24 protein-coding genes are annotated in these 26,357 nt (G+C 40.1%); 15 read left to right on the forward strand and 9 right to left on the reverse strand.

The features are described 5' to 3' along the window. The first annotated feature begins 26 nt into the window (after positions 1-26). Complete coding sequence (locus J663_RS16680) at positions 27-1,307, forward strand: aspartate kinase (RefSeq protein ID WP_002115333.1); 1,281 nt, start codon at positions 27-29, stop codon at positions 1,305-1,307. Positions 1,308-1,553: 246 nt separating this feature from the next. Then, the gene (gene csrA, locus J663_RS16685) at positions 1,554-1,808 is read left to right on the forward strand and encodes a carbon storage regulator CsrA (protein ID WP_031950299.1); all 255 of its coding nucleotides are present in this window, start codon (positions 1,554-1,556) and stop codon (positions 1,806-1,808) included. A gap of 67 nt (positions 1,809-1,875) precedes the next feature. On the opposite strand, the gene rnhB is transcribed toward csrA, so the two are convergent. Both rnhB and J663_RS16695 read right to left on the reverse strand, forming a co-directional pair. Further along, on the reverse strand, positions 1,876-2,442 hold the full coding sequence (rnhB, locus tag J663_RS16690; protein WP_033851079.1) for a ribonuclease HII: 567 nt from the start codon (positions 2,440-2,442) through the stop codon (positions 1,876-1,878). A 70-nt stretch (positions 2,443-2,512) separates the two neighbouring features. Then, positions 2,513-2,902, reverse strand: coding sequence for a hypothetical protein (locus tag J663_RS16695; protein ID WP_033851081.1), 390 nt, complete (start codon positions 2,900-2,902; stop codon positions 2,513-2,515). Between the two features lie 239 nt (positions 2,903-3,141). Here J663_RS16695 and J663_RS16700 point away from each other — a divergent pair, with 239 nt between their 5' ends. Then, positions 3,142-3,699 (forward strand): cytochrome b, encoded by a 558-nt coding sequence (locus tag J663_RS16700; protein WP_005076999.1) that lies wholly within the window; start codon positions 3,142-3,144, stop codon positions 3,697-3,699. A gap of 45 nt (positions 3,700-3,744) precedes the next feature. On the opposite strand, the gene J663_RS16705 is transcribed toward J663_RS16700, so the two are convergent. From J663_RS16705 to J663_RS16715, 3 genes are all read right to left on the reverse strand, one after another. Continuing rightward, positions 3,745-4,743, reverse strand: a complete 999-nt coding sequence (locus J663_RS16705; RefSeq protein WP_017403116.1) for an adenosine deaminase — start codon at positions 4,741-4,743, stop codon at positions 3,745-3,747. Positions 4,744-4,859: 116 nt separating this feature from the next. After that, entirely contained in the window at positions 4,860-6,179 is a 1,320-nt protein-coding gene (locus J663_RS16710; protein WP_005070381.1) for an NCS2 family permease, read from the reverse strand. 322 nt (positions 6,180-6,501) lie between these two features. Beyond that, complete coding sequence (locus tag J663_RS16715; protein ID WP_002163179.1) at positions 6,502-6,729, reverse strand: hypothetical protein; 228 nt, start codon at positions 6,727-6,729, stop codon at positions 6,502-6,504. Between the two features lie 605 nt (positions 6,730-7,334). On the opposite strand from J663_RS16715, the gene J663_RS16720 reads away from it, so the two are divergent. Continuing rightward, positions 7,335-8,057, forward strand: a complete 723-nt coding sequence (locus J663_RS16720) for a pirin family protein (protein ID WP_033851083.1) — start codon at positions 7,335-7,337, stop codon at positions 8,055-8,057. Between the two features lie 78 nt (positions 8,058-8,135). Here the strand turns inward: J663_RS16720 and J663_RS16725 are convergent, their stop codons facing one another. After that, entirely contained in the window at positions 8,136-8,756 is a 621-nt protein-coding gene (locus tag J663_RS16725) for a TetR/AcrR family transcriptional regulator (RefSeq protein WP_033851086.1), read from the reverse strand. A 524-nt stretch (positions 8,757-9,280) separates the two neighbouring features. Between J663_RS16725 and J663_RS16730 the strand changes: the two genes are divergently transcribed. The 4 genes from J663_RS16730 (at position 9,281) to J663_RS16745 (ending at position 13,677) form a co-directional block, all read left to right on the forward strand. Further along, the gene (locus J663_RS16730) at positions 9,281-10,240 is read left to right on the forward strand and encodes a metal-dependent hydrolase (RefSeq protein ID WP_033851088.1); all 960 of its coding nucleotides are present in this window, start codon (positions 9,281-9,283) and stop codon (positions 10,238-10,240) included. 65 nt (positions 10,241-10,305) lie between these two features. Beyond that, entirely contained in the window at positions 10,306-11,139 is an 834-nt protein-coding gene (locus J663_RS16735; RefSeq protein WP_017386375.1) for an SDR family NAD(P)-dependent oxidoreductase, read from the forward strand. A 22-nt stretch (positions 11,140-11,161) separates the two neighbouring features. After that, entirely contained in the window at positions 11,162-12,685 is a 1,524-nt protein-coding gene (locus tag J663_RS16740; RefSeq protein ID WP_033851090.1) for a flavin-containing monooxygenase, read from the forward strand. A gap of 113 nt (positions 12,686-12,798) precedes the next feature. Beyond that, complete coding sequence (locus J663_RS16745) at positions 12,799-13,677, forward strand: class I SAM-dependent methyltransferase (RefSeq protein WP_033851092.1); 879 nt, start codon at positions 12,799-12,801, stop codon at positions 13,675-13,677. Between the two features lie 57 nt (positions 13,678-13,734). Here J663_RS16745 and J663_RS16750 read toward each other — a convergent pair whose 3' ends face one another. After that, on the reverse strand, positions 13,735-14,655 hold the full coding sequence (locus tag J663_RS16750; protein ID WP_033851093.1) for a LysR family transcriptional regulator: 921 nt from the start codon (positions 14,653-14,655) through the stop codon (positions 13,735-13,737). Positions 14,656-14,893: 238 nt separating this feature from the next. Between J663_RS16750 and J663_RS16755 the strand changes: the two genes are divergently transcribed. Genes J663_RS16755 through ttdB form a run of 3 tightly spaced genes read left to right on the forward strand, consistent with a single transcriptional unit; the run spans position 14,894 to position 17,746 of the window. Then, on the forward strand, positions 14,894-16,192 hold the full coding sequence (locus tag J663_RS16755; protein ID WP_033851095.1) for an MFS transporter: 1,299 nt from the start codon (positions 14,894-14,896) through the stop codon (positions 16,190-16,192). 49 nt (positions 16,193-16,241) lie between these two features. Then, the gene (gene ttdA / locus J663_RS16760; protein ID WP_000356537.1) at positions 16,242-17,141 is read left to right on the forward strand and encodes a L(+)-tartrate dehydratase subunit alpha; all 900 of its coding nucleotides are present in this window, start codon (positions 16,242-16,244) and stop codon (positions 17,139-17,141) included. Further along, complete coding sequence (ttdB, locus tag J663_RS16765) at positions 17,138-17,746, forward strand: L(+)-tartrate dehydratase subunit beta (RefSeq protein WP_000722967.1); 609 nt, start codon at positions 17,138-17,140, stop codon at positions 17,744-17,746. Before ttdA ends, ttdB begins: the two co-directional genes overlap by 4 nt. 42 nt (positions 17,747-17,788) lie before the next feature. On the opposite strand, the gene J663_RS16770 is transcribed toward ttdB, so the two are convergent. Continuing rightward, complete coding sequence (locus J663_RS16770; RefSeq protein WP_033851098.1) at positions 17,789-18,802, reverse strand: AraC family transcriptional regulator; 1,014 nt, start codon at positions 18,800-18,802, stop codon at positions 17,789-17,791. Positions 18,803-18,937: 135 nt separating this feature from the next. Here J663_RS16770 and J663_RS16775 point away from each other — a divergent pair, with 135 nt between their 5' ends. The 4 genes from J663_RS16775 (at position 18,938) to J663_RS16790 (ending at position 23,988) form a co-directional block, all read left to right on the forward strand. After that, on the forward strand, positions 18,938-20,425 hold the full coding sequence (locus J663_RS16775; protein WP_033851101.1) for a flavin-containing monooxygenase: 1,488 nt from the start codon (positions 18,938-18,940) through the stop codon (positions 20,423-20,425). 44 nt (positions 20,426-20,469) lie between these two features. After that, positions 20,470-21,324 (forward strand): SDR family NAD(P)-dependent oxidoreductase, encoded by an 855-nt coding sequence (locus tag J663_RS16780; RefSeq protein ID WP_033851102.1) that lies wholly within the window; start codon positions 20,470-20,472, stop codon positions 21,322-21,324. Positions 21,325-21,396: 72 nt separating this feature from the next. Then, the gene (locus tag J663_RS16785; RefSeq protein ID WP_033851104.1) at positions 21,397-22,290 is read left to right on the forward strand and encodes an alpha/beta hydrolase; all 894 of its coding nucleotides are present in this window, start codon (positions 21,397-21,399) and stop codon (positions 22,288-22,290) included. Positions 22,291-22,317: 27 nt separating this feature from the next. Further along, entirely contained in the window at positions 22,318-23,988 is a 1,671-nt protein-coding gene (locus J663_RS16790; protein ID WP_033851106.1) for a GMC family oxidoreductase, read from the forward strand. A gap of 65 nt (positions 23,989-24,053) precedes the next feature. Here the strand turns inward: J663_RS16790 and J663_RS16795 are convergent, their stop codons facing one another. Next, entirely contained in the window at positions 24,054-26,252 is a 2,199-nt protein-coding gene (locus J663_RS16795) for an OsmC domain/YcaO domain-containing protein (RefSeq protein ID WP_033851107.1), read from the reverse strand. Positions 26,253-26,357: the final 105 nt, after the last annotated feature.

Raw genomic sequence — 26,357 nt, forward strand, 5'->3', positions numbered from 1 at the left:
AGGGTCATGGCTTATATGGAACAACTATGGCATTAATCGTTCAAAAATATGGCGGTACTTCTATGGGTACCCCCGAGCGCATTTTAAATGTTGCTCGTCGTGTGAAGCGTTGGCATGATCACGGTCACAAGGTTGTTGTGGTCGTATCTGCAATGAGTGGTGAAACAAACCGCTTACTTGCTCTCGCTAAAGCCATTACCGAAACACCTGACCCACGTGAGTTAGACCAAATGGTTTCAACCGGTGAACAGGTGACGATTTCCATGTTAGCTATGGCACTTAATTCGATTGGTGTGGAAGCTAAATCCTATACCGGACGTCAAGTCGGTATTAAAACTGACAGTGCATTTACCAAGGCGCGTATCGAGTCTATTGATACAGATGTCATGACCAATGACCTAGATGCAGGCCGTGTTATTGTGGTTGCTGGTTTCCAAGGCTTTGATGCTAATGGAAATACCACAACACTAGGTCGAGGTGGTTCAGATACTTCTGGTGTTGCTCTTGCTGCTGCTTTAAAAGCTGACGAATGCCAGATTTACACTGATGTAGATGGTGTTTACACCACTGACCCTCGCGTTGCTCCTAAAGCCAAAAAAATCGACCGTATTTCTTTTGAAGAAATGCTAGAAATGGCATCATTAGGTTCTAAAGTTTTACAAATTCGCTCAGTAGAGTTTGCCGGGAAATATCAAGTTCCTTTACGTGTATTATCAAGCTTTGATAATGACGACGACGGCGTTTTTGACGACGAATTTAAAGAAAATGTTGGTACACTCATTACTACTGAGGCAGAAGATACTATGGAACAGCCAATTATTGCAGGTATTGCTTTTAACCGTGACGAAGCAAAATTAACGATTTTAGGTGTACCTGATGAACCAGGCATTGCTTCTAAAATCTTATCACCAGTAAGTGATGCCAATATCGAAGTCGATATGATAGTGCAAAATGTTGAAGAAGATGGCACAACAGATTTCACATTCACAGTAAACCGTGTTGATTTAGCGAAAGCTGAAAAAATCTTAAACGAAACTGCTAAAAATATTGGTGCACGTGAAGTTTCAACACGTGATGACATCGTTAAAGTATCTATCGTAGGTGTAGGTATGCGTTCACACGCAGGTGTAGCGAGCAAAATGTTCACTGCCCTTGCTGATGAAGGTATCAACATTCTTATGATTTCAACTTCTGAAATTAAAGTTTCTGTGATTATCGACGAGAAATATCTTGAACTTGCTGTTCGCTGCTTACATACCGCTTTTGGTTTAGATCGTGAACATGGTGAAAGCAGCGCCCGCGCTTAATTTTACCAACCGGTCAAGAATTCATTAAAAAATGTTTACTTGTCCGACAATAATCAAAGAAAACACAGAGCCGCTATAGTTTTTTTTATAGCGGCTCTGTTATATTAAACGGAAAGTTTTTTGGCAGAGATTATCAAAATATGACTTTGTTCTCATATTTCTGTTAGAATCTGACTGAAAACTGAGGTTGAGCTTTTTATTTGGGTACCAATATTGCAGTTTTAAGCGTTTAGCAAGGAGATAAACATGCTGATTCTGCCCCGCCGTGTCGGGGAAACATTAATGATTGGGGATCAAGTCAGTGTTACTGTGCTTGGCGTCAAAGGAAACCAAGTTCGTATTGGTGTGAATGCACCAAAAGAGGTTTCTGTTCATCGCGAAGAAATTTATCAACGTATTCAACATGAACGTGCAATGCATGAACACCTTCAACATCTTGATCAAGATTATCAAGTTTCTTATGAAGATGATAATTATGCACAGAAAAACTTCAATCGTTAGTATGAAGTTGTTCTCTCCCTAATTAAAGCGACTTTATAGTCGCTTTAAATTTTTTAAGTGTTTGTATTTATAGACCTAAAGCACGTTTAACAGGTGCGTAACTACGGCGATGCTGATCAATCACGCCATGCACGGCAATCGCTTCAAAATGTGCTTTGGTTGGATATCCTTTATGTTTGGCAAAACCAAATAACGGATATTGCTGATCTAATTCCTCCATTTGTCGATCTCGTGTCACTTTTGCCAAGATACTTGCTGCACTAATTTCAGCATGGCTTGCATCTCCACCAATAATGGCTTCACAAGGAATAATAATTCCTTTCGGAATTTGATTACCATCGACAATCACTTTTTGAGGCTGAGTTTTCAAGCCATCTACAGCGCGTTGCATAGCCAAAAAAGTCGCCTGTAAAATATTTAGCTCATCAATTTCAGCATGAGTTGCTTCAGCAATTGACCAAGCTAAGGCTTTTTCTTGTATTTCAATAAACAACTTTTCACGTTTCTTTTCAGTTAATTTTTTAGAATCATTTAATCCTAAAATTGGATTATTCGGATCTAAAATAACGGCTGCTGCCACAACCGAACCTACTAAAGGCCCCCGTCCCGCCTCATCTACACCAGCAATAAACATCAACTCACTACCTTTAAACAAAAGAGGCTGATCAATAATAATCAGCCTTCTTTAACACATAATTTATTAATTACTTTTGTAAAGCTTCTGCCACACAAGCATTTACAGTTTTAGAAACCACTTGGTTTACGATTGTAGCACGTGTATTTACATCAAGTGCAGCTGCAGCTAATTCTACTGCTGTCACACTGTTTGGAGCCTTTTCGCTCACACAACCACATACATTGGTTTGGATGCTATCACGTTGCTCAGCAGTCATATATTTTGTTGCTTTTTTCCAAGCCGCAACATTATTAATCTCTGTAATACATTTCGCATTTACAGCAACCTTTAACGCAGCAACGCCTAATTGTTGAGTTGTGGTTTGTGCAGAAGCAGCACCTGTACCAGTACCTGTAGTTGTTGCGCATGCTGTTAAAGCTAAAACAACTGGTGCTAGAGCGAGCATCAATTTTTTCATCATTTTTTCCTTTGATTGAACCTTGGCAGCGCGTATTGTGCCTAAACTCGACTTTAGAAGAAACAAATAATTTGATGCATTTATGCAAACTATTTTCACGGGTTAAACTCAGCTCATCAAATGCTTTTTTTGGAGTAAAACGTTCTGTTTTTAGCACGCTCTGTCACATTTAAAACATTTCTCAAAATCTGTGCTTTCCCCTAAAATCACAAATCAAAACGACAAAAAAAGGGTCTTTTATGCCTGCTGCTTCCTCTCAGTATTACACCCGTACCGCACAAATTCTGCATTGGGTGATGGCAATTATTTTCATCGTCGCATGGGTTATTGGCTTTTATAGTGGAAATTTTTTAAGCTATGACGTTGATGGCAGCTTTAAAGGTGATGTGATTACGTTGCACAAGAACATTGCAACCACCATTATTTTTTTAGTCATTATCCGGATTTTATGGCGCTATACACATCCAGCTCCAAAACTACCTGATACCATGTCACCGATGATGAAAACTCTGGCACACGTGGGTCATCTATTCCTTTATGTGATTTTGGTGGCTTTACCTGTCACTGGTTGCTTGTTTAGTTGGAGTGCTGGTCACCCTGCTCCTGTTTTATATTTGTTTGAAATTCCGCGTTTAGTGCAAGATAACCCAGAGCTTTTAGCTGTTGTTAAACCATTACATATTTATATTTCTTGGTTTGCCGGTTTTCTCATTGTTGGGCATGTACTAGCAGCTTTAAAACATCACTTTATTGATAAAGACAATATTTTAAATAGTATGACTAAACAACCTAAATAAACCTGATGTATAAAAAAACCGCCTGAGATAGGCGGTTTTTTTTATTTAGATTTTTTGGATTTCTGCAATCCACTTTTGTTTCTCTTCATCTGAAATGAAAGAAGCTTCAAAAGAATTAATTGCGAGTTGCTTCAACTCATCATTGTTTAAGTCTAATGCTTGCTGGATGGCAAAGAAATTATCATTCATATATCCACCGAAATATGAAGGATCATCTGAGTTAACCGTCACATGTACGCCTTTTTGTAAAAGGCGGCGGATATTATGATCTTTCATATCCTTAACAACACATAGCTTTAAGTTACTTAAAGGACAAACCGTTAATGGCATTTTTTCATTAATTAAACGCGTCATTAACTGTTCATCTTCTTCAGAACGCACACCATGATCAATACGATTCACTTTAAGTAGATCTAAAGCTTCCCATACATATTCAGGCGGGCCTTCTTCGCCAGCGTGAGCCACGATTAAGAAGCCTTCTTCACGCGCCTTAGCAAAAACACGTTCAAATTTAGCTGGCGGATGCCCTACTTCACTTGAATCAAGGCCAACTGCAATAATGTCTTGTTTAAATGGTAAAGCTTGCTCAAGTGTTTCAAATGCAGCTTCTTCACTTAAATGACGTAAGAAACACATAATCAGTTGAGAGCTAATACCAAACTTAGCTTTGGCATCTGCACAAGCGCGTTTTAAACCATTAATCACTGTTGAGAATGCAACGCCACGGTCAGTGTGGGTTTGCGGGTCAAAGAACATTTCTGTGTGAACGACATGATCTTCGGCACATTTCTCAAAATAAGCCCATGCTAAATCATAGAAGTCTTGTTCATGTACAAGAACATTCGCCCCAGCATAGTAAATATCTAAGAATGATTGAAGATTATGAAAGTTATAAGCTTGCTTTACTTCTTCAACAGATTTGTAAGGAATCTGAATCTGATTGCGCTGGGCAATTGCAAACATTAATTCAGGTTCGAAAGTCCCTTCAATATGCACATGCAATTCGGCTTTTGGTAAGGCGCGAATCAGCTCGACTTGATTCATATTAACTCCACGTCTAAAGAAAAAAGGGTGTGGTCAAAATCACACCCTTTTATAATTTTCTTCTTATTGAAAACTATGTCTAAGATAGCTCAAGAAGAAAATTATAAAAAATCATATTAACCGCCAAACGCGATAAATTTAAATACCCAAAGCGCAGCAATAATCCATACCATGTACGGTACAGTTTTTGCCTTACCCGTGAATAATTTAACTAATGCATAGCTAATAAAGCCCATTGCAATACCATCAGCAATTGAATAGGTGAATGGCATAAATACAATGGTTAAAAATGCTGGAACAGCTTCAGTAATATCATCCCAATCAATGTGAGTGATTCCTTGTATCATCAACACACCAATGAACAATAAAGCTGGCGCCGTTGCAAAACCTGGTACAGATTGAGCAAGAGGTGCTAAAAATAAACAGCAGATAAATAAGACTGCAACTACAACAGCAGTTAAACCAGTACGTCCGCCTGCTGCTACACCTGAAGCTGATTCGATATATGGTGTAGTTGAAGATGTACCTAATGCTGCACCTGCAACGATTGCAGTAGAGTCTGCAAATAATGCTTTCTTCAAACGAGGTAATTTACCGTCTTGTAAAAGACCAGCACGGTGTGAAACACCAACCAAAGTCCCTGTACTGTCAAATAAATCGACAATAAAGAATACGAAAATGACGCCGACCATACTTGCTGTAAATAGACCTTCAAAGTCCATTTGCATGAATGTTGGTGCAATTGAAGGAATTTGACCCACTACACCCTTAAATTCATTTAAACCTAAAGCAGTAGCGATGGCCGTAACCACTAAAATACTAATAATGATTGCACCACGAACTTTTAATTGGTGTAAAACCACAATCATTAAAAATCCGAATAGCGCTAATAATACTGTAGGCTGTTTAATATCGCCCAAACCGACTAATGTCGCTTGGTTATCAACAATGATTCCAGCATTTTTTAGTGCAATCAGTGCTAGGAACAAACCAATACCACCGCCGATTGCAAACTTAAGTGACATTGGAATCGCATTAACAATCGCTTCACGAATTTTAAAGAAGCTAATTGCAAGAAAGACAAGGCCTGAAACAAAAACAGCGGCTAAAGCTGTTTGCCATGGCACGCCCATCCCCATACAAACCGAGTAGGTAAAGTAAGCGTTTAAACCCATACCAGGGGCCAGTGCGATTGGATAATTAGCAATGATCCCCATTACTAAACATCCGATTGCTGCTGCCAAACAGGTTGCAACGAATACGGCACCATGATCCATGCCGGTTTCAGATAAAATGAGTGGATTGACAATAATGATGTAACACATCGTTAAGAATGTAGTTACACCAGCAAGAACTTCAGTTCGGAAAGTGGTTTTATTGTCGCTTAGCTTAAATAAACGCTCTAACCAGCCTGCCGAAGAATTGGGCGCCGCCATAAGTAGCCTCTATGCAAAATCTGAACTGTGGAATATTTACGTCTATGTAGGTCGCTGAACAATATTGTTTTTCTGTTCAGTCCTATAAACAAGAATCTCAAATTTAAGAAGCAACAAATATGCCACTCATTTGATTTCTAGCTTTATACATAGCAAACAACCACAGCCCCTCTTGAAACACAAAAAAGCTGCATAACCCCTATGCAGCTTTTTTACTATACGTTCAATAAGTTTAACAGATTCAACAGAAACATGATCAAAATTTATGAAAAGATATGACCAATGACACTGTAAAAAGTTAGAAATTTATAGCTCGTTATTGCTAGAAAATAATTTTTTTCTCGCCTATATATTGTTGCATATGAAAAGAAGCTAAATTGCTGTGATGAGCATGATTCGGATTTCGTTCGATACTTTGCAGGTTTTTTTCAGCTTCTTGTATGATCTGCATTAGCTCTTGATGTCTTTTATTTTGAGTATCTAAATAAGCCCAATACCCTAATACAAAGACGATACCCACACACAACACTATTAATACTTTATTGATCATTATTATTATCTCTATGTTTTTAATGTTAATGATCTTAACAAAAAATTATAGCTTTGTGAATATTTTCACATTTATTTACAATAACACACTCTTATTCAAATTATTGAAAATAAAAGTTATTTTAAAAATATCATTAAAAAAACTACTAAATACTAAACTTTTCCATTGAAAAGTAACTTTATTTAATAAGAGCTTATTTTAGTTATTTTTAATATTATCTTTTTATCGGTTTTAACTCTTAAGTTATTTTAAAGACAGAGTATAGACAAATGTGTATATGGCTTGAAATTTGTTTTTATTTGCTAAGCTTTAAATGAAATAAAAAGGAGCTATTTTCGTTAATGTACTTTTCTTTAAAATTGTTTCTTTAGCGACTAATTTCTATGTTGCATGTTTAGCTTTAAAAGTAAAAATTCATCTCAAAGAAATCTTCATCTTATTTAAAAAATATTTTTCTCCTTTGACTCTATTGGTTGACTAGCAAAATTACCTCCAAATTTTATCGTTCTATAAATCGCACCAAGCTTTCTATTTTCATAGCTTCACTCCAATAAACGCTACGATAAACTGTACTCAGATAAAAAATTAAATCAGGAGAATACATCATGTTTGATATGCGTTTATCTCACGAGCGTGGTGCAGCACATCATGGTTGGTTACAATCAAAACATAGCTTTTCATTTGCTAACTATTGGGATCCTAAACAAGTTGGTTTTTCGGATCTACTTGTAATTAATGATGATAACGTTGCTCCATCTAAAGGCTTTGGTACTCACCCTCACCGTAATATGGAAATTATTTCCTATGTACTTGAAGGTGCATTAGAGCATAAAGACTCGATGGGTACAGGCTCTGTGATTGTGCCGGGTGACATTCAGCTGATGAGTGCAGGTCGTGGCGTTGCTCATAGTGAATTTAACCATTCAGCTCAAGAAGGCGTTCATTTCTTGCAAATTTGGGTTATTCCAAATGAAGTGAATACAGAGCCAGGCTATCAACAAGTTCATATTGATGAAGCAGACAAACGCGGTAAATTGCATTTGATCATCTCACCAAAAGGTGGCGAGAAAACTTTATCGATCAAACAAGACATTAATATTTACTCAGGTCTTTTTGATGGTGAAGAAACTGCTGACTTTGTGATTCCTGATGGTCGATATGTGTACCTACACGTTGCTAAAGGTCGTGTTGATGTAAATGGTAAAACCTTTAACACCGGCGATGCTGCACGTATTCGTGAAGGTGGAAGCTTATCGTTTACCAAGGGTGATAACGCCGAAATTTTGATTTTCGATATGCGTCCTGAAGAAGTTCCAACCATGCCATAAGATCAATTAAGCCCTCACATAAACTTTTATGTGAGGGCTTTTTATCGTTACTTGGACTTATAAAAATTCTAACTCTGCTCAGTGCTCTTCTGAACGAGCCATCTCTGTATTGATATAGCTCATAATCATCGTGGTTAGGCCCTGCACCATTTCATCAAAACTAATATAAGGGTTTGGCAAAATAAGATGCCGTGCGACATTAAAAATTCCACTATTGATACAAATATAGGTAATTACAGGCAAATTATTGATTTTTAGGTATTTTGGATTATGCATCATATATTTCATGATGACTTCCATTAAAGCCTGTTCAATTTTGGGAATGTATTTGTCGTACTGTAATTCCCCTGCATAGCGCAAAACAGTCAAATAACGGTCATTATTTTTCTTTAATAAATCACTAAAAGTATAAAAAATCATTTCGATGACAGGCTCTAACTCCAGCTGTAAAATTGTCGGTGGAAGCTCTGTAATCATGTCCAGAATTTCGCGAACAAAAAAGTGATTCATTGCATCATAAATTTCTTCTTTATTTTTAAAATATTCGTATAAAGACCCGACACTCACTCCTGCAATTTCTGCAATATGACGTGTAGTGGTTCCACTCGGTCCATGAAGTGCCACGGCAATAAAACCTGCTTCAATAATCGTGTCGACAGTGACTTTAGCTCGAGTTTGACGTGGTTTACGCGTAGTCATACGATCTAATTAATAATCCGAACATAAAGTCAGATTAGCATGTAATCTAACTCGGTAGAAATAAAAAAACAAAATCCGAATAGTTGTCAAACTTAAGTGAAAAAACTGAGAAAAATAGATCTCAATTTATCAATCAATTGATGTTTTAATTCATTATTTCCAGAGATTAGAAATAAATTTAATTTATTATTTTTCAAAAAGATAAAACCAATTTATTTAGAAAAATTATTACAAGAAATGTCTATAAAATACTTTTATATATTTAAGAATTTACCCGAATTGAATCCGAACATAATGTCAGATTAATATGAAAAAATTAAAGAAGAGTCATTCAGCAGCTCTTGTCTGCCTCGGTTCTTCTTCCGTTATTCAGCCAAATAATCAAACAAATAACGGAGCAACAACACCGTAGTCAATGCAGAGAATCATCTGTTTTTGAAAATGGAATTTTACAGTGCTTTGTTGATCATTGAGTTTATTGATTTTCATCAAAATGCACCACTACTTTGCCTCAGGGTGTCGCCATGATCTCGACCGCAGTTAAAAAATCATTCAACAAACTTAAATTTCAGCGTGAAATTGAGCTACCAGATTTTGCTAGCAAAAGTTCAATTCCAATCAGACATTTAAATATTGGTTTTGATGGTAAAGAAATTGATGTCAGATTCTATATGGACAATCAATTTGCTACTTTGTTTTTTGCCACACTTTCGGTGTTTTTAACTTACGGCGAAGATCTGGTGATTGAAACCGCTCGCCATCACCGTGAATTTATCAAAGATCCAATATTAAAGCAGCGAGTAACGTCGTTGATTGGCCAAGAAGCAATTCATTCTAAATTGCACAATGAATATAACGATGCCCTTCAAGATGCTGAATATCCTGTCGCGCTATATCGTTTTCTTGGCTCAAACTTCTTTAAGTATGTTTTCTTAAAGTTTCCACAGCCACTCAAATTATCAATGATGGCAGGTATTGAGCATTTTACTGCGGTACTTGCTGAATACATGATGAAGCACGAAAAGAACTTCTATTATTCAGATGACGAAAAAAGCCGTGCATTGTGGATGTGGCATATGCTTGAAGAGTCTGAGCATAAAGATATTGCCTATGATGTATATCAACTTTTAAATGGTAGCTATGCACTACGCGCGTCTGGTTTCTTCCTCGCGCTATTTACCATTTTAGGTTTAATTCCTGCAACTACATTATTTGTGCCTGTGTTAAGAAAGCCACAAGAGATGCTGACTTTGAAATTCTGGAAAGATGCTCGTCGTGGTGTCGGCTTAATCTTTGGTCCAAAAGACGGAGTTTTCGGCAGTACGATTGGTCAAATTCTTGACTACTTACGCCCAGACTTTCATCCAAATGATCATGATACAACTGAATATCTTGAGTATTACAAAAAGAAATTGCTGACCAAAGGCGGCGCAATTGCTCCTTACTTTGTTAAAGAATTTACCCCACCGGTACGCATGTCTTAATCGTCCTGCATTTCCAGCTATCAAAGAGGTAGCTGGTATCTCTTCAAGCTATTTATGGATGAATCATGATTTTATTTGGCAAAAAGAAAGTTAAACCAAGCCAAAAAGCTTATGCCGTAGTGACGGGTGCAGGCAGTGGGATTGGTCGAAGTTTTGCAATTGAACTTGCGAAACGTGGTGGCAGCGTAGTGTGTGCAGATATTAATCTCGAAGCTGCTGAAGAAACAGTAAAACTTCTTGAACAAGAAGGTGCAAAAGCTTTTGCTATGCGCTGTGATGTGGGTAATGCTGAACAGGTTAACCATCTCGCTGAAACTGCTGAAATCTTACTTGGGCACCCTGTGACTCTTGTCATTAATAATGCTGGTGTGGGTTTAGGCGGTAAATTTGACGAACTCAGCCTAGAAGACTGGAACTGGGTCATGAATATTAACCTATGGGGAGTTATTCATGGTTGTCACGCATTTGTTCCCAAGTTTAAAAAGTTAGGTTACGGCGCGATTATTAATGTGGCATCTGCGGCATCTTACACGGCTGCACCAGAAATGACTGCTTATAACGTGACTAAAGCAGGTGTGCGTGCGCTTTCAGAAACGCTTTCTGCCGAACTGCGTAAGTTTAACATTAAGGTGAACGTGCTCTGCCCGACGCTGGTACCTACCAATATCATTAAAAATGGTCGAATTCCCGGACGCTATTCAAAGCTGGCAGACCATGCACTGATGAACTATGCGCTGACCACAAGTGATGATGTTGCAAGATTAACCCTTAATCGCCTTGATCAGGATGAGATGTATACCATTCCTCAAATTGATGCGAAGTTATTCTGGCTAATGAAACGTGCATCCCCAAGCTTGTATACCAAGTTCCTTGGTACATCGTACAAATTATTTAAATAAGAAATTTATAGGTAGTACACATATGACTGCGCAAATGAAAACAAATGCATCAGAAAAAAAAGCTGTAAAATCACAAAGCCATATTTTCGATACTTTTATTGTGGGTGCGGGCATTTCAGGGATCGCTGCTGCTATTCGCCTAGATCAAGTTGGTTATACCAATTATAAAATTATTGAAAAAGCTAGCCGCGTGGGTGGAACATGGCGTGAGAACACCTATCCGGGTTGTGGTTGCGATGTACCTTCTGCTCTTTATTCTTACTCATTTGCACCAAGTGCAAAATGGAGCCATTTATTTGCACGCCAACCAGAAATCTTAAGTTATCTGGAAGATGTGAGTAACGAGTTTAATATTGCATCTAAAATTGAGTTTAACAACGAGTTGCTTAACGCAGCATGGGATGACTCACGTCATGTGTGGGTACTTGATACCACTACTGGGCAATATTTATCTAAAACCGTTATTTTTGCCACAGGTCCAATTACTGAAGCTCAAATTCCACGTCTTGAGGGCTTAGAAACATTTAAAGGCGAAATGTTCCATTCAGCAAAATGGAACCATGATTATGATTTAACTGGTAAACGCATTGCCGTGATTGGTACTGGTGCATCTGCTATTCAGTTTGTGCCACAAATTCAACCAAAAGCGAAAGAACTGTTTGTGTTCCAACGTACAGCACCTTGGGTATTACCAAAACCAGATACAGACTTGGGCGAGTTTAGTAAATCAGTCATTGCTAAATATCCGGCTATTCAGGCGAGCTGGCGTAAAAGTGTAGCGTTAACACTGAATGCAATTAACTTTGGTTTACGTAACCCTCTTGCGCTAAAACCAGTAAATGTATTGGGTAAGCAATTACTTAAATTGCAAATTAATGACCCAGTGCTACGTAAAAACGTAACGCCGAACTTTGACATTGGTTGTAAACGTATTTTATTCGCTAACAACTACTACCCTGCACTACAAGCACCGAACACCACACTCATTCCTCATGGTTTAGTGAAAGTTGAAGGCAACACAGTGGTTGCTGCCAATGGTGAACGCCACGAAGTTGATGTGATTATTTGGGGTACAGGTTTTGAAGTATCTCACCCACCAATTGGTAAACGTGTCCACAATGAAAAAGGTCAATGTTTACAAGATATATGGAAAGATAGTTCACCAGAGGCTTATTTAGGAACCAACATTGAAAATGTACCGAATGCATTTTTAGTTTTGGGTCCAAACGTATTGGTCTATGATTCTTTCATTGGTTTAGCAGAGGCACAGCTCGACTATATCGTAGATGGCTTATTGAAAATTAAAAACAAAGGAATTAGCAAGTTAAATGTTAAATCTGATGTGATTAAAAAGCATAACGATTTAGTGCAAAAGCACTTACAAACAACTGTATTTAATAGCGGCGGCTGTAAGAGTTACTACCTTGATGCCAACGGGCGTAACTTTGCTGCATGGCCTTGGTCATTGAAAAAACTTAAACAGCGTTTGAAAAAAGTAGATTTGAAAGATTATGAAGTGACGTATCAAACGACAAAAACTCACTAATTTGTATTTTCGATCAAATCAGTTGTAAGAAATAGGCAGTGTATTTTAGTTTTTCATGAAATACACTGCCTTCTTCGTTGAATATCTTCAAGAAATAAAAAAACAGGATAAAGATGAAAGAAGGACAATCAAGCCGTACTGCTGAAGCCGCTGCTGCATTACGGGCCAATCATTTTCAAAATACACAGAACCCTGTATTTTCAGATCCTTATGCTTTTGAACTAACCAGTAAAGGCTGGAAAAAACTTCTCTCTAATTCACTGATTGTTAAAGTGATGAATTCTGCAGTTTTAAACCGTACTTTAGGTCTACTTACTGGACAAGTGGTCGGTCGCTCTCGCTATGCCGAAGATTTACTTGTTCAGGCAGTTCAACACAATATTGAGCAATATGTATTAGTGGGTGCTGGCCTAGACTCTTTTGCACTACGTGAATCACACCATTCCCCTGCTTTGAAAATTTTTGAAGTGGATCACCCAGATCCCCAAGCAGCCAAACAAGCCAAGCTAAAAAAGTTAGGAAATATTCCTACTACCGTTGAATTTGTTGCGATTAATTTTGAAAAAGAGTCTATTTCGGAAGCTCTGATCAGAAGTGTCTATGATTCATCCGCTCCTGCATTTTTTTCGTGGTTAGGCACAACGCACTATTTAAATCCGCAAACGACATTACAAACTTTAAAAAGTATTGCTGAATTTGCTGCAAACGGTAGCGAAGTGGTACTCGACTATTCGACCGATTTTCAGGAATTAAACGGTATTGAGCGACTTGGAAGTATGGGGGTTGCGCAGTTTACTCATTTGCTGAAAGAGCCTTTATTGGGCCAATTTAAACCAATAGATTTACATCATGCAGTGGAGCAGATGGGATTTGAAGTGGTCGAAGACTTATCAGGTGAAGCCATTACTGAACGATATTTTAATGCACGAACCGATGAAATTCGCCACACCTCAGCAACACGGTTATTGCATTTGCGTTTAAATAGAAAATGATGTTGAAAGCCAACTTAGACCTTAAGTTGGCTTTTTTAATTGAGGTTAATACCATCGTTACCAACTTGAATGAGGCTCTGGCCCATCGACATGCTGATTTAAAAATTGGCGTAAATGATCTAAAAAGTGCGCAACTTTAGGCGACAGATTCAGTCTCTCTAAATACACCGCATAGACATCTGCTGGTGGTGTTTCATAGTCCGCTAGCACTTGAACTAATCTACCACTTCTTAAATATTTTGCTACGTCCCACTCTGCTCGCATCAAAATACCATAGCCTTCTAAGGCCCAATTTAATGCGACTGCACCATCATTGGTACTCAGTTGCCCATGAACTTTAACGGTTTCAACTTGTTTGCCATGACTTAACCGCCAATTACCATAAGCAGAATCATTTTGCCGAATCACAATACACTGATGCTGTGTTAAATCATGAGGTGTGAGTGGTTGCCCTGCCGTTTTTAAATAGCTAGGTGATGCACATAATAAACGGCGGTTGGCTGTCAATTTTTTTGCAATTAGACGTGAATCGGGTATTTCGCCAAAGCGGATTGAGACATCAATGGCTTCATCTGGCAGATTAATCGGGCGGTCTGTTAAATGCAGTTGGACATCGACATCAGGATAGATTTTGGCAAACGTAGAAATCGCTGGAGCAATATAAGAACGACCAAAGCCTAAAGGAGCATTCACACGCAATACCCCTTTGGGCGCTGCCCGACTACTTGAAACCAAACGCTCCATTTCATCGATCTCTTTTAAAATACGAACTGCATTTTCAAAGTAGACCTCACCTTCACTGGTTAAACTAATTCGCCGTGTTGTTCTATTTAAAAGTCTTACGCCTAAACGCTCTTCAAGTTGAGTTAAACGTCTAGAAACCGCAGGTGGAGTCAAGTTTAACTCTCGTGCCGTCGCGACAAGACTTCCTTGTTTGACCAATAAACAAAAGAAAGCTAATTCCGTATCTGCATTCATGATTATTAAGTTTTTTGCAATAGTGATTTAACTTTATATCGATTCATCAGTTTTTTAAAGGGTTTAACATCCATTTCAATGTTTCCCGACATAAGCCATCTCTTATTTAAGAGCATAACAATGTCCGCAGAAGGAATGCTGTGGATCAACGGGAAAAAGCCATCTAGCCGAATCAATAGCGGTAAAGAAAGCGAAAACTACCAATCAGGATTGGTAGTCATGAATATGGAGTCATGACATGGAAATGGATATTGAAAAGCGAACGTTACGTCGAATTACTTGGAGAATCGTACCGTTTATTATGTTGTTATACCTTATAGCCTATATCGACCGCGTCAATATTGGTTTTGCCGCACTCACCATGAAAGAAGACTTAGGCTTTACCGCCTCGGTTCTCGGTTTTGGTGCAGGAATTTTCTTTTTGGGCTATTTCTTATTTGAAGTCCCATCCAACATTATTTTGCATAAAGTCGGTGCCCGTATCTGGATTGCTCGAGTCATGGTGACATGGGGTTTGATTGCAGCCGGTATGGCCTTTGTAGAAAGCTCAACTAGCTTTTACGTTATGCGATTTTTACTCGGTGTTGCCGAGGCTGGCTTCTTTCCCGGCATTATTTTGTACTTAACTTACTGGTTTCCTGCTCGCCATCGCGCTGGGGTGATTGCTTTATTCATGGCAGCCGCTCCGATTGCTACCGCGGTGGGTTCACCAATCTCTGCCGCATTACTTGAAATGCATGGAATTTGGGGGCTCGCTGGTTGGCAGTGGATGTTCATTATTGAGGCAATACCAGCAATCATCTTAGGCGTTGTTGTTTTTAAATATATGACGGATCGCCCTGAACAAGCTACTTGGTTAAGACAGGATGAACGTGAATGGCTTGTAAAAACCATGAAGGAAGAGGATGTAGGGAAAAATGCACCACAGCATCACAGCATTCTTCGCGGTCTTGCCAACCCACGAGTACTTGCTCTTGCATTGATTTATTTCGGAACGTCGGCTGGGCTTTATACACTCGGCATCTGGGCGCCACAAATTATTAAACAGCTTGGCGTAACTTCTATGACTGTGGGGCTTTTAAATGCCATTCCACCAATTGTTTCTGTCATTGCCATGGTTTTATGGTCTCGACACTCTGACCGCACCAATGAACGTACATGGCATGTTGCTCTCGCATGTTTAACCGCAGCAGTTGGTCTCGCAATTGCAGCAGGCACACACAATGTCATTGGATTAATTGCAGCACTTACCATTGTGAATGTCGGTATTAGCTGTGCCAAGCCACCGCTATGGAGCATGCCAACCATGTTCTTGTCAGGATCAGCCGCAGCAGCAGGCATTGCCACGATTAACTCAATCGGAAATTTGGGTGGGTTTGCCGGCCCTGCCATGATTGGCTGGATTAAAGATCAAACTGGAGATTTCACAGGTGGACTCTATTTTGTTGCCGGTCTACTCATTATCTCGACCTTACTAACACTAGTGCTGAGCTTCTCCCAAAAAGTGAAAGTAAACACTGCCAAAGCCACCCAATAACCCTATTTACATCAATTAGATCTGAACAAGTTTCTTCAAGGAGCACAACATGGACAAAGATATTGCAGTCCAGTCCCTTACGGACACCATGGCCAAATTTACGGCTTATATTGGAAAACGCTTACCCAAAGATGTGAAAAGCAAGTTAATTGAACTGCGTACTTTAGAAACCAATCCATTGGCTAAATCAGTTTATGACTCGATGGAAGAAAATCAGCAAGCTGCAGATAAACTCAACCGCCCAAGCTGCCAAGACACGGGTGTTATTCAATATTTTGTTGAAGCAGGTGCTAACTTCCCTTTGCTTGGTGAACTTCAAGATATTTTGAGCGAAGCGACTGCCGAAGCAACACGCATAGGCCCCTTACGTCACAACGCTGTTGAAACCTTCGATGAAAAAAATACCGGTACAAATACAGGTACCCAAATTCCATGGTTAGATTGGCGTATTGTGCCTGAACTCGACACTTGTACCATTGATGTCTATATGGCTGGTGGCGGATGTACCTTACCAGGTGCAGCAAAAGTTTTAATGCCAGGTCAAGGCTATGAAGGCGTTGCTGAATTTGTGATGGATGTTATTACCGAACGCGGTGTTAATGCCTGCCCACCCTTACTGGTTGGTGTTGGCGTATCGACTTCAGTTGAAACAGCGGCTCGCCTTTCTAAGCTCGCCATTATGCGTCCGGTTGACTCAACAAGTGAGAACCCACGCGCTGCCTTGATGGAGCAACTGTTAGAACAAGGTCTTAATGAAATTGGTATTGGTCCTCAGGGACTCACAGGCAATAACAGTGTTATGGGAGTCAATATTGAATCTTCTGCACGCCACCCATCAACAATTGGGGTTGCCGTAAATACAGGTTGCTGGGCACATCGCCGTGGCAAAATTAAGATTAATCCAGATATGTCGTATGAAATCTTGTCTCATGAAGGAGTTGTACTATGAAAAAAATTCTGACAACTCCTATTAAAGATGAAGATCTTTTAGACCTTAAAGTCGGTGATGTGGTTTATCTGACTGGTCGTTTAGTGACTTGTCGCGACGTTGCCCATCGCAGACTGATCGAACAAGGTCGTGAACTGCCAGTTAATCTTGAAGGCGGAGCGATTTTTCATGCTGGCCCTATTGTGCGCAAAAAAGGTGAAAACGACTTCGAGATGGTTTCGATTGGCCCAACAACCAGTATGCGGATGGAGAAATTCGAGCGGGAATTTATTAAGCAAACTGGCGTTAAGCTTATTGTAGGTAAAGGTGGCATGGGACCAGAAACAGCTGCTGGATGTCAGGAAAATATTGCCGTTCATGCGATTTTCCCAGGAGGCTGTGCAGTACTCGCAGCAACTTTAGTTGAAGAGATCGAAGGCGCTGAATGGCAAGACCTAGGTATGCCAGAAACCCTTTGGATAAATCGTGTAAGAGAATTTGGTCCGCTCATTATTTCTATCGACACCAAAGGCAACAACCTGATTCAACAAAACAAAGTTGAATTTCAGGCCAAGAAAGCCCCGATTTTAGAAAAAATCAGTAAGCAACTAAGCTTTATTAAATAAACCGCTCCTTAATGAAAGGAAAGCAAAAGCGCCTTTCATTTTTTATTTTTGTACTAAACGCATGGCATGAGGTGTTTTCCCATGCCATCTTTTATAAGCATGAATAAAACTGGCAGGTTCGGCATAACCTAACCACTCGGCAATTTGCTCAACCGAAGCTTTTGGTAATGCCAAATATTGCTCAGCTAGAACTTGCCTGACCTCTTCACGAATTTGTATAAAAGTCATTCCCTCTAATGCCAAGTGACGGCGTAGGGTCCGCATATTTAAATGCAATCGGTCAGCGACTATTTCCATAGAAGGCATTTCCCCTCGCAAATTCATAAGTTGCTGTTGCACTAAGGTTGTAAATTTATTTTGTGATTGGCGTTTTTCTAATATTTGGCGGCACTGTTCTTCGGCTGTATGTAGCACCAAATCATTTGCCATAAGTAGCTTTTGATCTACTTTTTGCGGGTCAAGAATTACAAAGCTTTTCGCTACACCAAATTCTGGCATCACACCAAATAAGTTCTGATAAGGCTCGGCATCACCTTTGAGTTGGAAAGAAAAAGCCAAATACTGGCAAAAATTGTCCTGCACCAAATCTCGCTGTACCGTAATGAGTGCAGCGGCATCGCGTTCAATAATGAATTGACGAACTGATAAGGGAATATCTTGCTCATCAATTTCGATACGGATTCCTTGCGATGTATCAGATACATCAAAGCGGGTAAAAGCAAAGGTTAAGGTAAAATAGGTCAATGCCAAATCTAGTGCTTCACGAATGCTCGCACTACTCATCAGAGCCATACCTAATGGCCCAAATGTGGTGAAATGATAACGTGTGCCCACTTCTAAGCCTAATGTCGGTCTGCCTCCTAGTTGCTCAACCAAGTTATGAATCAGCTGTAATTCCTGATGGCCTGTCACCACCATATTAGGGTCGAGTAATTGTTGTTGGCTAAGCCCTGTCCCTTGCAAAATCGTCTGATAAGAAATGCCTGATTCCACCGCAAAATCAGCCATTAACCGAACACTATGTACACTGCGTTCAAAAGCCCATGCATACTTCACTGTATTGCTCAGAATGTCCTCGAATCACAATATTTTGTCCTCATCCATCCTCTAAATCAAGCAAATAAACGTCTATTCTGCATACAGGAAGTTGCGATTTTTTCGCTCACTGTTTTTAAGGATTTAGAGCAGCCCATGTTTAATTTGTCGTCTAATTCAAATAAAAATATACGCATCGCCATTATTGGCACTGGCTTTGGTGGTCTAGGACTTGCCATTCGTCTCAAACAAGCAGGTTTTGAACAATTTACACTCTTTGAAAAAGCTAGCGATGTTGGTGGTGTCTGGCGTGACAATACTTATCCGGGTGCTGCATGCGATGTGCCTTCTCATCTGTATTCTTTTTCTTTTGAGCAAGAGCTAGGCTGGAAAAATCGCTACGGAACATCTCAAGAGATTTATCAATATTTACGCCATTGTGCGGATAAATATGATATTCGTCCACATGTTCAATTTAATACTGAAATAGCTAGTGCCGAATTTGATGCTCTGCAAGGTGTATGGCACATTCAAAGCACGACTGGCGAACAATTTGAAGCTGAGTTTCTAGTCGGTGCGGTAGGCCAACTCAACCGCCCTGCTTATCCAAAACTTAAAGGTATTGAAAACTTTAAGGGTAAGGCATTTCACTCAGCGCGTTGGGACCATGACTATGACTTAACTGGCAAACGTGTTGCAGTAATCGGTACAGGTGCAAGTGCAATTCAGTTCGTACCTGAGATTGCTAAACAGGTTGCTCATCTCGATGTTTATCAACGCTCGGCGCCGTATGTTATTCCAAAACCGGATCGGGTTTACCAGCCTTTAGAGAAAAAAGCTTTCCGCAAACTGCCAATTTTGCAAAGTCTGGACCGTGCTTTGCAATATGGACATCATGAAATTCGCCTACTTGCTTTTACAACTTCTTTAAATGAAATGCCTTTGGTGGAATATTTATTCCAGCGCCACATCCGTAAAGTCGTTAAAGATGGGAAGTTGCGCCACCGCTTAATGCCGGATTATCCAATTGGTTGTAAACGTATTTTAATCTCTAACCACTGGTATGAAACACTGACCCAGCCTCATGTCGATGTGATTAATACGGGCATTCAAGAAATTACTGAAAACGGTATTTTAGATACTGAAGGAAATCTGCGTGAAGTCGACACCATTATTTATGGTACGGGCTTTGCCGCAACCGAATTTATGGCGCCAATGCAGATTACAGGTCTTGATGGCCGCACCTTAAAAGACACATGGAAAGATGGTGCAGAAGCTTATCTCGGTTTAACTGTGAGCGGCTTTCCAAACTTCTTTATGCTTTATGGTCCAAATACCAATCTTGGGCATAACTCAATTGTGTATATGATCGAAAGCCAAGTTAATTATATTTTAGATGCCATTCAAATAACCCTACAAAACAAACTTCTGTTCACTAATGTTCGTGCAGAAGTTCAACATGAGTTTAATCAAAGCATTCAAGAAAAAATGAAAAAAACTGTCTGGGCACAAGGTTGTACCAGTTGGTATCAGACTGCTGATGGCAAAAACACCAATAACTGGCCAGGTTTTACCCTTGAATATCGTCAACGTACTCGTCGCTTCGATGTTGAAAACTACACTCAGGTTTCAGCTATTTCTTAAACAAGCTTCACCATAGGAAATGAGAAAAATAAACGGAGAATTTTATGAAGTCTTTTAAAAATAAAGTCGCAGCTGTGACAGGTGCGGGTTCTGGTATTGGACAAGCACTTGCCATTGCATTGGCCAAACAAGGTTGCCATCTGGCACTTTCTGACATTAGTGAAGCTGGGTTAGCCAAAACAGCTGAGCTGTTGGCACCCTATTCTGTCAAAGTAACCACACAAAAAGTCGATGTAGCTAAACGTGATGAAGTTGCAACTTGGGCAAAGGCAGTTGTAGATGAACATGGCCAAGTTAACCTGATTTTTAATAATGCTGGTGTCGCAATTGGTAGTACGGCTGAAGGTGTGAGCTATGAAGACCTTGAATGGCTGATTGGTATTAATTTTTGGGGTGTAGTTTATGGGACCAAAGAGTTTTTACCTTACTTAAAGCAAAGTGGTGACGGGCATATTATTAATATTTCCAGTATGTTTGGCTTAACAGCTCAACCAACTCAAAGTGCTTATAACGCCAGTAAATTTGCCGTTCGTGGCTTTACTGAATCATTGCGCCAAGAACTTGATCTGCAAAATGCTGGTGTGAGTGCGACCTGTGTGCATCCGGGTGGTATTCGTACCAATATTGCCAAAGCTGCCCGCATGAATAACAGCGTCCAGTCTTTAGGAATGGACCCGCTAAAAAGTCAGGATGCTTTCGATAAATTACTTCGCACCCCTGCTGATGATGCAGCTCAACAAATTTTAGAGGCTGTTCGTAAGGACCGCCGCCGTTTACTTATTGGAGCCGATGCAAAAGCTGTTGATGTGATTCAGCGTATTCTTCCACAGGGTTATCAAAAGATTTTTGCAACCGCGACTGCTTGGCAAACCCGTCTACTCAACAAATCAGCAAAATAAAAATAGTGGTCAGCATGCTCTTAATCTTAAGAGATGCTGACTGATATTAAATGCTTAGTATGAGTCCTTATTATGAAGCAGCTTCTTGCATGGACTATTCGTACCACACTACGTCCAGCTTTATCCCCTAAAACACCACTAAAGCTACAACGTTTTTGTAGCGATGCAGCCAGTGCAATTGTGCTTGGGCCACGTGGCTATAAAACAAAAAAGCAAACCATCGCTCAAGTACCGACAGTCCATATTCAGCCCAAAACGACTCAATCAGGACGCGGCATTTTGTATTTACATGGCGGAGGCTATGTGGTGGGTAGCTCAAAAAGTCACACCAAGCTTGCTGCTCAAATCGGACATGCAGCTCAAGCACAAGTCTGGTTACCTGAATATCGCCTAGCCCCTGAGCACCCAAGCCCTGCTGCTATTGAAGACGCCGTTGCTGTCTATAAAGCTTTACTTGCTCAAGGACAAGACCCGAAAAAACTCGTGATTGCTGGCGATTCTGCTGGCGGTGGACTGAGTTTAAGTGCTGTAATTGCGATACGAAATGCAGGATTACCGTTACCAACAGCATTAGTTTTACTTTCACCTTGGGTTGACTTAAGCCTCTCTGGAAGCACGATTAAAACTCATGCTGCTCAAGATGCGATGCTGTCAGAAGACTGGTTAGCTTGGTGTGCAAAAAACTATTGCGGACAAAAATCGGCAACCGATCCAACCTGTTCTCCACTCTATGCCGACTTAACAGGATTACCTACTATTCTAATTCATGTCGGTACCGAAGAAGTTTTATTAGACGATGCAAAACGTCTCGCCGAACAAACCGAAAAGTATGGTATTCCGACGAATTTGAAGGTTTATGACCGAGTCGGACATGTTTTTCAATTCCACGCGGGTATACTAAATGAATCTAATGACTCGATTGAGCGCATTGGGCAATTCATTGATAAACATACACAGTCAATATAAAAATATCGCCAGAGAGGAGTCCTCGGCATGACAACAAACAATTATGACTATGATTACCTCATTATTGGTTCAGGCTTTGGTGGTAGTGTTTCTGCTTGCCGTCTAACCGAAAAAGGCTACTCTGTTGCTGTAATGGAAATGGGGCGACGCTGGGAAGCTAAAGATTTTGCTAAAAATAACTGGAATACCCGTCGCTGGATTTGGCGCCCAGGCATGAAACTTTTCGGTTATTTCAACATGCGTTTTTTTCGCCATGTCACCATTATTTGCGGTAATGCTGTAGGCGGCGGCTCAATCACCTATGCCAATACCTTACTGGTTCCACCTGAACATATTTGGGATGAAGGTACATGGGCAGATGCCGCGGACTGGAAAAATGAAATGCCGCAGCACTATGCTGAAGCAGAACGCATGCTTGGTGTGACGGATAATAAAATTTTCGGCCCTGCCGATCATATGCTAAAAAAAATGGGTGAAGCAGTCGGTGTTGGTCATACATTTAAACCCACTCGTGTTGCCACTTTCTTTCCACCCGAAGGTGAAGAAGGTGGCAAGACCTATCCTGACCCGTACTTTAACGGCGATGGTCCAGACCGCGGAACCTGTACGGCATGTGGCGGTTGTATGACAGGTTGTAAACACAACGCAAAAAATACCTTAGATAAAAACTATTTGTACTTTGCCGAAAAAAATGGCGCCAAGGTTTACGAAGAAACCAAAGTCGTTGACGTTAAACCACTCAATGGTAAAGCCGATGGCAGCGATGGCTATGAAGTTACGACTGAATGTTCGAGCTCATGGTTTAACAAACAACGTCGTACATGGCGTGTTCGTAACGTGATTTTCTCTGCATCTTCTTTGGGTACGCAAGAAATGTTATTCCGTTTAAAACAGTCCGGTTCTCTGCCAAATATTTCTGATGATTTGGGTAATCGGGTACGTACCAATGCCGAGTCGATTTTAGGTGTTCGCTTTTTTGGTAAAGATGTCGACATGAGTAAAGGTGTTGCCATTGGTTCAAGTATTTACATTGACCATGACACTCACATTGAAGCGACGCGTTACCAAACTGGTTCAGATGCCATGGGCCTCATGTGTACTTACATGGCGAAAGGTAAACCGGGTTGGACACGTATATTCTTTTGGTTATGGGCACTTATTTGCCATCCATTTATTTTCCTTCGCATGAGTAATCCGGTCAGTTTTGCACGCCAAACCTTAATTTTCTTGGTGATGCAAACAGCAGATGCCTCCATCAACATGCGCTTGAAACGTAATTGGTTCTGGCCTTTTGGTAAGGTGTTATCGAGCGAAGGTAAAAAGCTACCTGTGTATATTCCACAGGCCAATGCATTTACCGAAAAAGTTGCCAAAATGTTTAATGGTCACCCGATGACGACCATTACCGAAATTTTGTTTAACGTACCTTTTACAGCCCACTGTATGGGTGGTTGTGCAATTGCTTCAAGTCCAGAACGTGGCGTGGTAGATGGACAAAACCGCGTGTTTAACTATAAAAACTTATATGTTGTAGATGGTTCAATGTTAGGTGCAAATTTGGGCGTTAATCCAAGTCTCACCATTACAGCTCTTGCAGAACGCGCAATGTCTTATATTCCGGCTAAACATACTTTGGATGAGCAACAAGGTTATAGAGCAGATGCAGAAACCATAGAGATCACTAAAGCTTCTGCCTAAAATAGAAATTTGTTTTATAAAAAAAAGCCTATTAAAAAATAGGCTTTTTTCTTTCGCTTTCTAAATTACATCGCCACGGCTTTAGCACGAGCTGCATGCAATTTTTTATAGCTCTCAATCAGACGTAAATGGCGATCAAGTCCTTCTAGTTTCATGCTTGTTGGTGTTAAACCATAGAAACGAACGCTACCATCGACAGAACCTAATACCGCATCCATTCGCGTGTCACCAAACATACGACGGAAATTCATAAGGTAGTCTTCAAGCTCTAGTTCTTCATCTAACATCACTTCAAGCACCACGTTCATGCACTGATAGAACAAGCCACGCTCAACGGTGTTGGTGTTATATTGCAAGTAAGTTTCTACAAGCTCTTTTGCTTCTTCAAACTGTTGTAAAGCCACATAAATTAGCAATTTCAGTTCTAAAATGGTGAGCTGTCCCCAAACTGTATTGTCATCAAACTCGATGCCAATGAGTGTGGTGATTTCAGTGTAATCGTCTAGCTCACATTCCTCTAAACGCTCAACCAATGCCTCAAGCTGTTCATCATCCAAACGATGTAGATTTAGAATGTCTTCACGGAATGAAAGTGCCTTATTGGTGTTGTCCCAAATCAAATCTTCAACGAGATAAATTTCCGAATAATCTGGTACTAAAATACGGCAAGCGGTCGCACCTAAATGCTCATAGACTGCCATATATACTTCTTTGCCCATCTCTTCGAGAATGCCGAACAATGTTGCAGCTTCTTCTGCATTCGACTCTTCGCCTTCGCCAGAAAAATCCCATTCAACAAAGTCATAGTCAGATTTAGAACTAAAGAAGCGCCAAGATACCAAACCGCTTGAGTCAATAAAGTGCTCAACAAAGTTGTTCGGCTCAGTGACCGCATTACTTTGGAAAGTCGGTTGAGGTAAATCATTTAAGCCTTCAAAACTACGGCCTTGAAGTAATTCAGTCAGACTACGTTCCAACGCAACTTCAAAACTTGGATGCGCACCGAAAGATGCAAACACCCCACCCGTACGCGGGTTCATTAAAGTCACACACATTACTGGGAACTGACCACCTAGCGATGCATCTTTAACTAATACTGGGAAGCCTTGCTCTTCTAGACCTTTAATACCAGCAACAATACTTGGGTATTTTGCTAATACGTCTTCAGGAACATCTGGAAGTGCAATTTCACCTTCTAAAATTTCACGTTTAACAGCACGTTCAAAAATTTCTGACAAGCATTGAACTTGGGCTTCTGCCAGAGTGTTGCCTGCACTCATACCATTACTTAAGTACAAGTTTTCAATTAAATTTGATGGGAAATAGACGACTTCACCGTCCGATTGGCGCACAAAAGGTAGCGAGCAAATGCCGCGCTCTACATTGCCTGAGTTGGTGTCATATAAATGTGTGCCAAGCAACTCATCATCTGGGTTATAAATCTCAAGACAATATTCATCTAAGATTTCTTTAGGTAATTCACCATTTGGACCCGGTTTAAACCATTTTTCATCTGGATAATGCACAAATTCAGCATTGGCAATATCTTCACCCCAGAACTGGTCGTTATAGAAGAAGTTACAGTTTAAACGCTCAATAAACTCGCCTAATGCAGACGCTAAAGCGCTTTCTTTGGTGGCACCTTTACCATTGGTAAAACACATCGGAGACTGTGCATCACGAATGTGTAATGACCATACATTTGGAACAATATTACGCCAAGATGCAATTTCAATCTTCATGCCCAAATTTGCCAAAATAGCTGACATATTGGCAATCGTTTCTTCTAACGGTAGGTCTTTACCTTGAATATAGGTATGACTTTCTGAAGTTAGGCTTGGCAATAACAATGCTTGCGCATCTGCGTCGATGCTTTCAACTTCTTCAATAATAAATTCGGGACCCGTTTGAATCACTTTTTTAACAGTACAACGGTCAATCGAACGTAAAATACCTTGACGATCTTTCTCTGAAATATCGGCTGGGAATTCAATTTGAATTTTAAATGTTTGCTTGTAGCGGTTTTCAGGATCAACAATATTATTTTGCGATAAACGAATGTTATCGGTTGGGATATCTCGAGCGGCACAATACACTTTTACAAAGTACGCTGCACACAATGCTGACGACGCTAAAAAATAGTCAAATGGGCCCGGTGCCGAACCGTCACCCTTGTAGCGAATTGGTTGATCGGCAATTACCGTAAAGTCATCGAACTTAGCTTCCTGTCGAAGATTGTCGAGATAATTAACCTTGATTTCCATGCTGGCACCTAAATATTTTTATGTGTCAGCACAGACACATAAAATTCTAAATATTGAAAAATAAGCCGAATCACAGCGAAGAAATTGACTTAAAAAAATGAGAGA

The sequence above is a fragment of the Acinetobacter sp. 826659 genome (assembly GCF_000588515.1).
Lineage (GTDB): Bacteria > Pseudomonadota > Gammaproteobacteria > Pseudomonadales > Moraxellaceae > Acinetobacter > Acinetobacter pittii.

Excerpts from the sequence above, each read along its gene's own strand:
- J663_RS16680 (WP_002115333.1), top strand. The coding sequence starts at position 27 with ATGGCATTAATCGTTCAAAAATATGGCGGTACTTCTATGGGTACCCCC.
- csrA (WP_031950299.1), top strand. The coding sequence starts at position 1,554 with ATGCTGATTCTGCCCCGCCGTGTCGGGGAAACATTAATGATTGGGGAT.
- rnhB (WP_033851079.1), bottom strand. The coding sequence starts at position 2,442 with ATGTTTATTGCTGGTGTAGATGAGGCGGGACGGGGGCCTTTAGTAGGT.
- J663_RS16695 (WP_033851081.1), bottom strand. The coding sequence starts at position 2,902 with ATGAAAAAATTGATGCTCGCTCTAGCACCAGTTGTTTTAGCTTTAACA.
- J663_RS16700 (WP_005076999.1), top strand. The coding sequence starts at position 3,142 with ATGCCTGCTGCTTCCTCTCAGTATTACACCCGTACCGCACAAATTCTG.
- J663_RS16705 (WP_017403116.1), bottom strand. The coding sequence starts at position 4,743 with ATGAATCAAGTCGAGCTGATTCGCGCCTTACCAAAAGCCGAATTGCAT.
- J663_RS16710 (WP_005070381.1), bottom strand. The coding sequence starts at position 6,179 with ATGGCGGCGCCCAATTCTTCGGCAGGCTGGTTAGAGCGTTTATTTAAG.
- J663_RS16715 (WP_002163179.1), bottom strand. The coding sequence starts at position 6,729 with ATGATCAATAAAGTATTAATAGTGTTGTGTGTGGGTATCGTCTTTGTA.
- J663_RS16720 (WP_033851083.1), top strand. The coding sequence starts at position 7,335 with ATGTTTGATATGCGTTTATCTCACGAGCGTGGTGCAGCACATCATGGT.
- J663_RS16725 (WP_033851086.1), bottom strand. The coding sequence starts at position 8,756 with ATGACTACGCGTAAACCACGTCAAACTCGAGCTAAAGTCACTGTCGAC.
- J663_RS16730 (WP_033851088.1), top strand. The coding sequence starts at position 9,281 with ATGATCTCGACCGCAGTTAAAAAATCATTCAACAAACTTAAATTTCAG.
- J663_RS16735 (WP_017386375.1), top strand. The coding sequence starts at position 10,306 with ATGATTTTATTTGGCAAAAAGAAAGTTAAACCAAGCCAAAAAGCTTAT.
- J663_RS16740 (WP_033851090.1), top strand. The coding sequence starts at position 11,162 with ATGACTGCGCAAATGAAAACAAATGCATCAGAAAAAAAAGCTGTAAAA.
- J663_RS16745 (WP_033851092.1), top strand. The coding sequence starts at position 12,799 with ATGAAAGAAGGACAATCAAGCCGTACTGCTGAAGCCGCTGCTGCATTA.
- J663_RS16750 (WP_033851093.1), bottom strand. The coding sequence starts at position 14,655 with ATGAATGCAGATACGGAATTAGCTTTCTTTTGTTTATTGGTCAAACAA.
- J663_RS16755 (WP_033851095.1), top strand. The coding sequence starts at position 14,894 with ATGGAAATGGATATTGAAAAGCGAACGTTACGTCGAATTACTTGGAGA.
- ttdA (WP_000356537.1), top strand. The coding sequence starts at position 16,242 with ATGGACAAAGATATTGCAGTCCAGTCCCTTACGGACACCATGGCCAAA.
- ttdB (WP_000722967.1), top strand. The coding sequence starts at position 17,138 with ATGAAAAAAATTCTGACAACTCCTATTAAAGATGAAGATCTTTTAGAC.
- J663_RS16775 (WP_033851101.1), top strand. The coding sequence starts at position 18,938 with ATGTTTAATTTGTCGTCTAATTCAAATAAAAATATACGCATCGCCATT.
- J663_RS16780 (WP_033851102.1), top strand. The coding sequence starts at position 20,470 with ATGAAGTCTTTTAAAAATAAAGTCGCAGCTGTGACAGGTGCGGGTTCT.
- J663_RS16785 (WP_033851104.1), top strand. The coding sequence starts at position 21,397 with ATGAAGCAGCTTCTTGCATGGACTATTCGTACCACACTACGTCCAGCT.
- J663_RS16790 (WP_033851106.1), top strand. The coding sequence starts at position 22,318 with ATGACAACAAACAATTATGACTATGATTACCTCATTATTGGTTCAGGC.
- J663_RS16795 (WP_033851107.1), bottom strand. The coding sequence starts at position 26,252 with ATGGAAATCAAGGTTAATTATCTCGACAATCTTCGACAGGAAGCTAAG.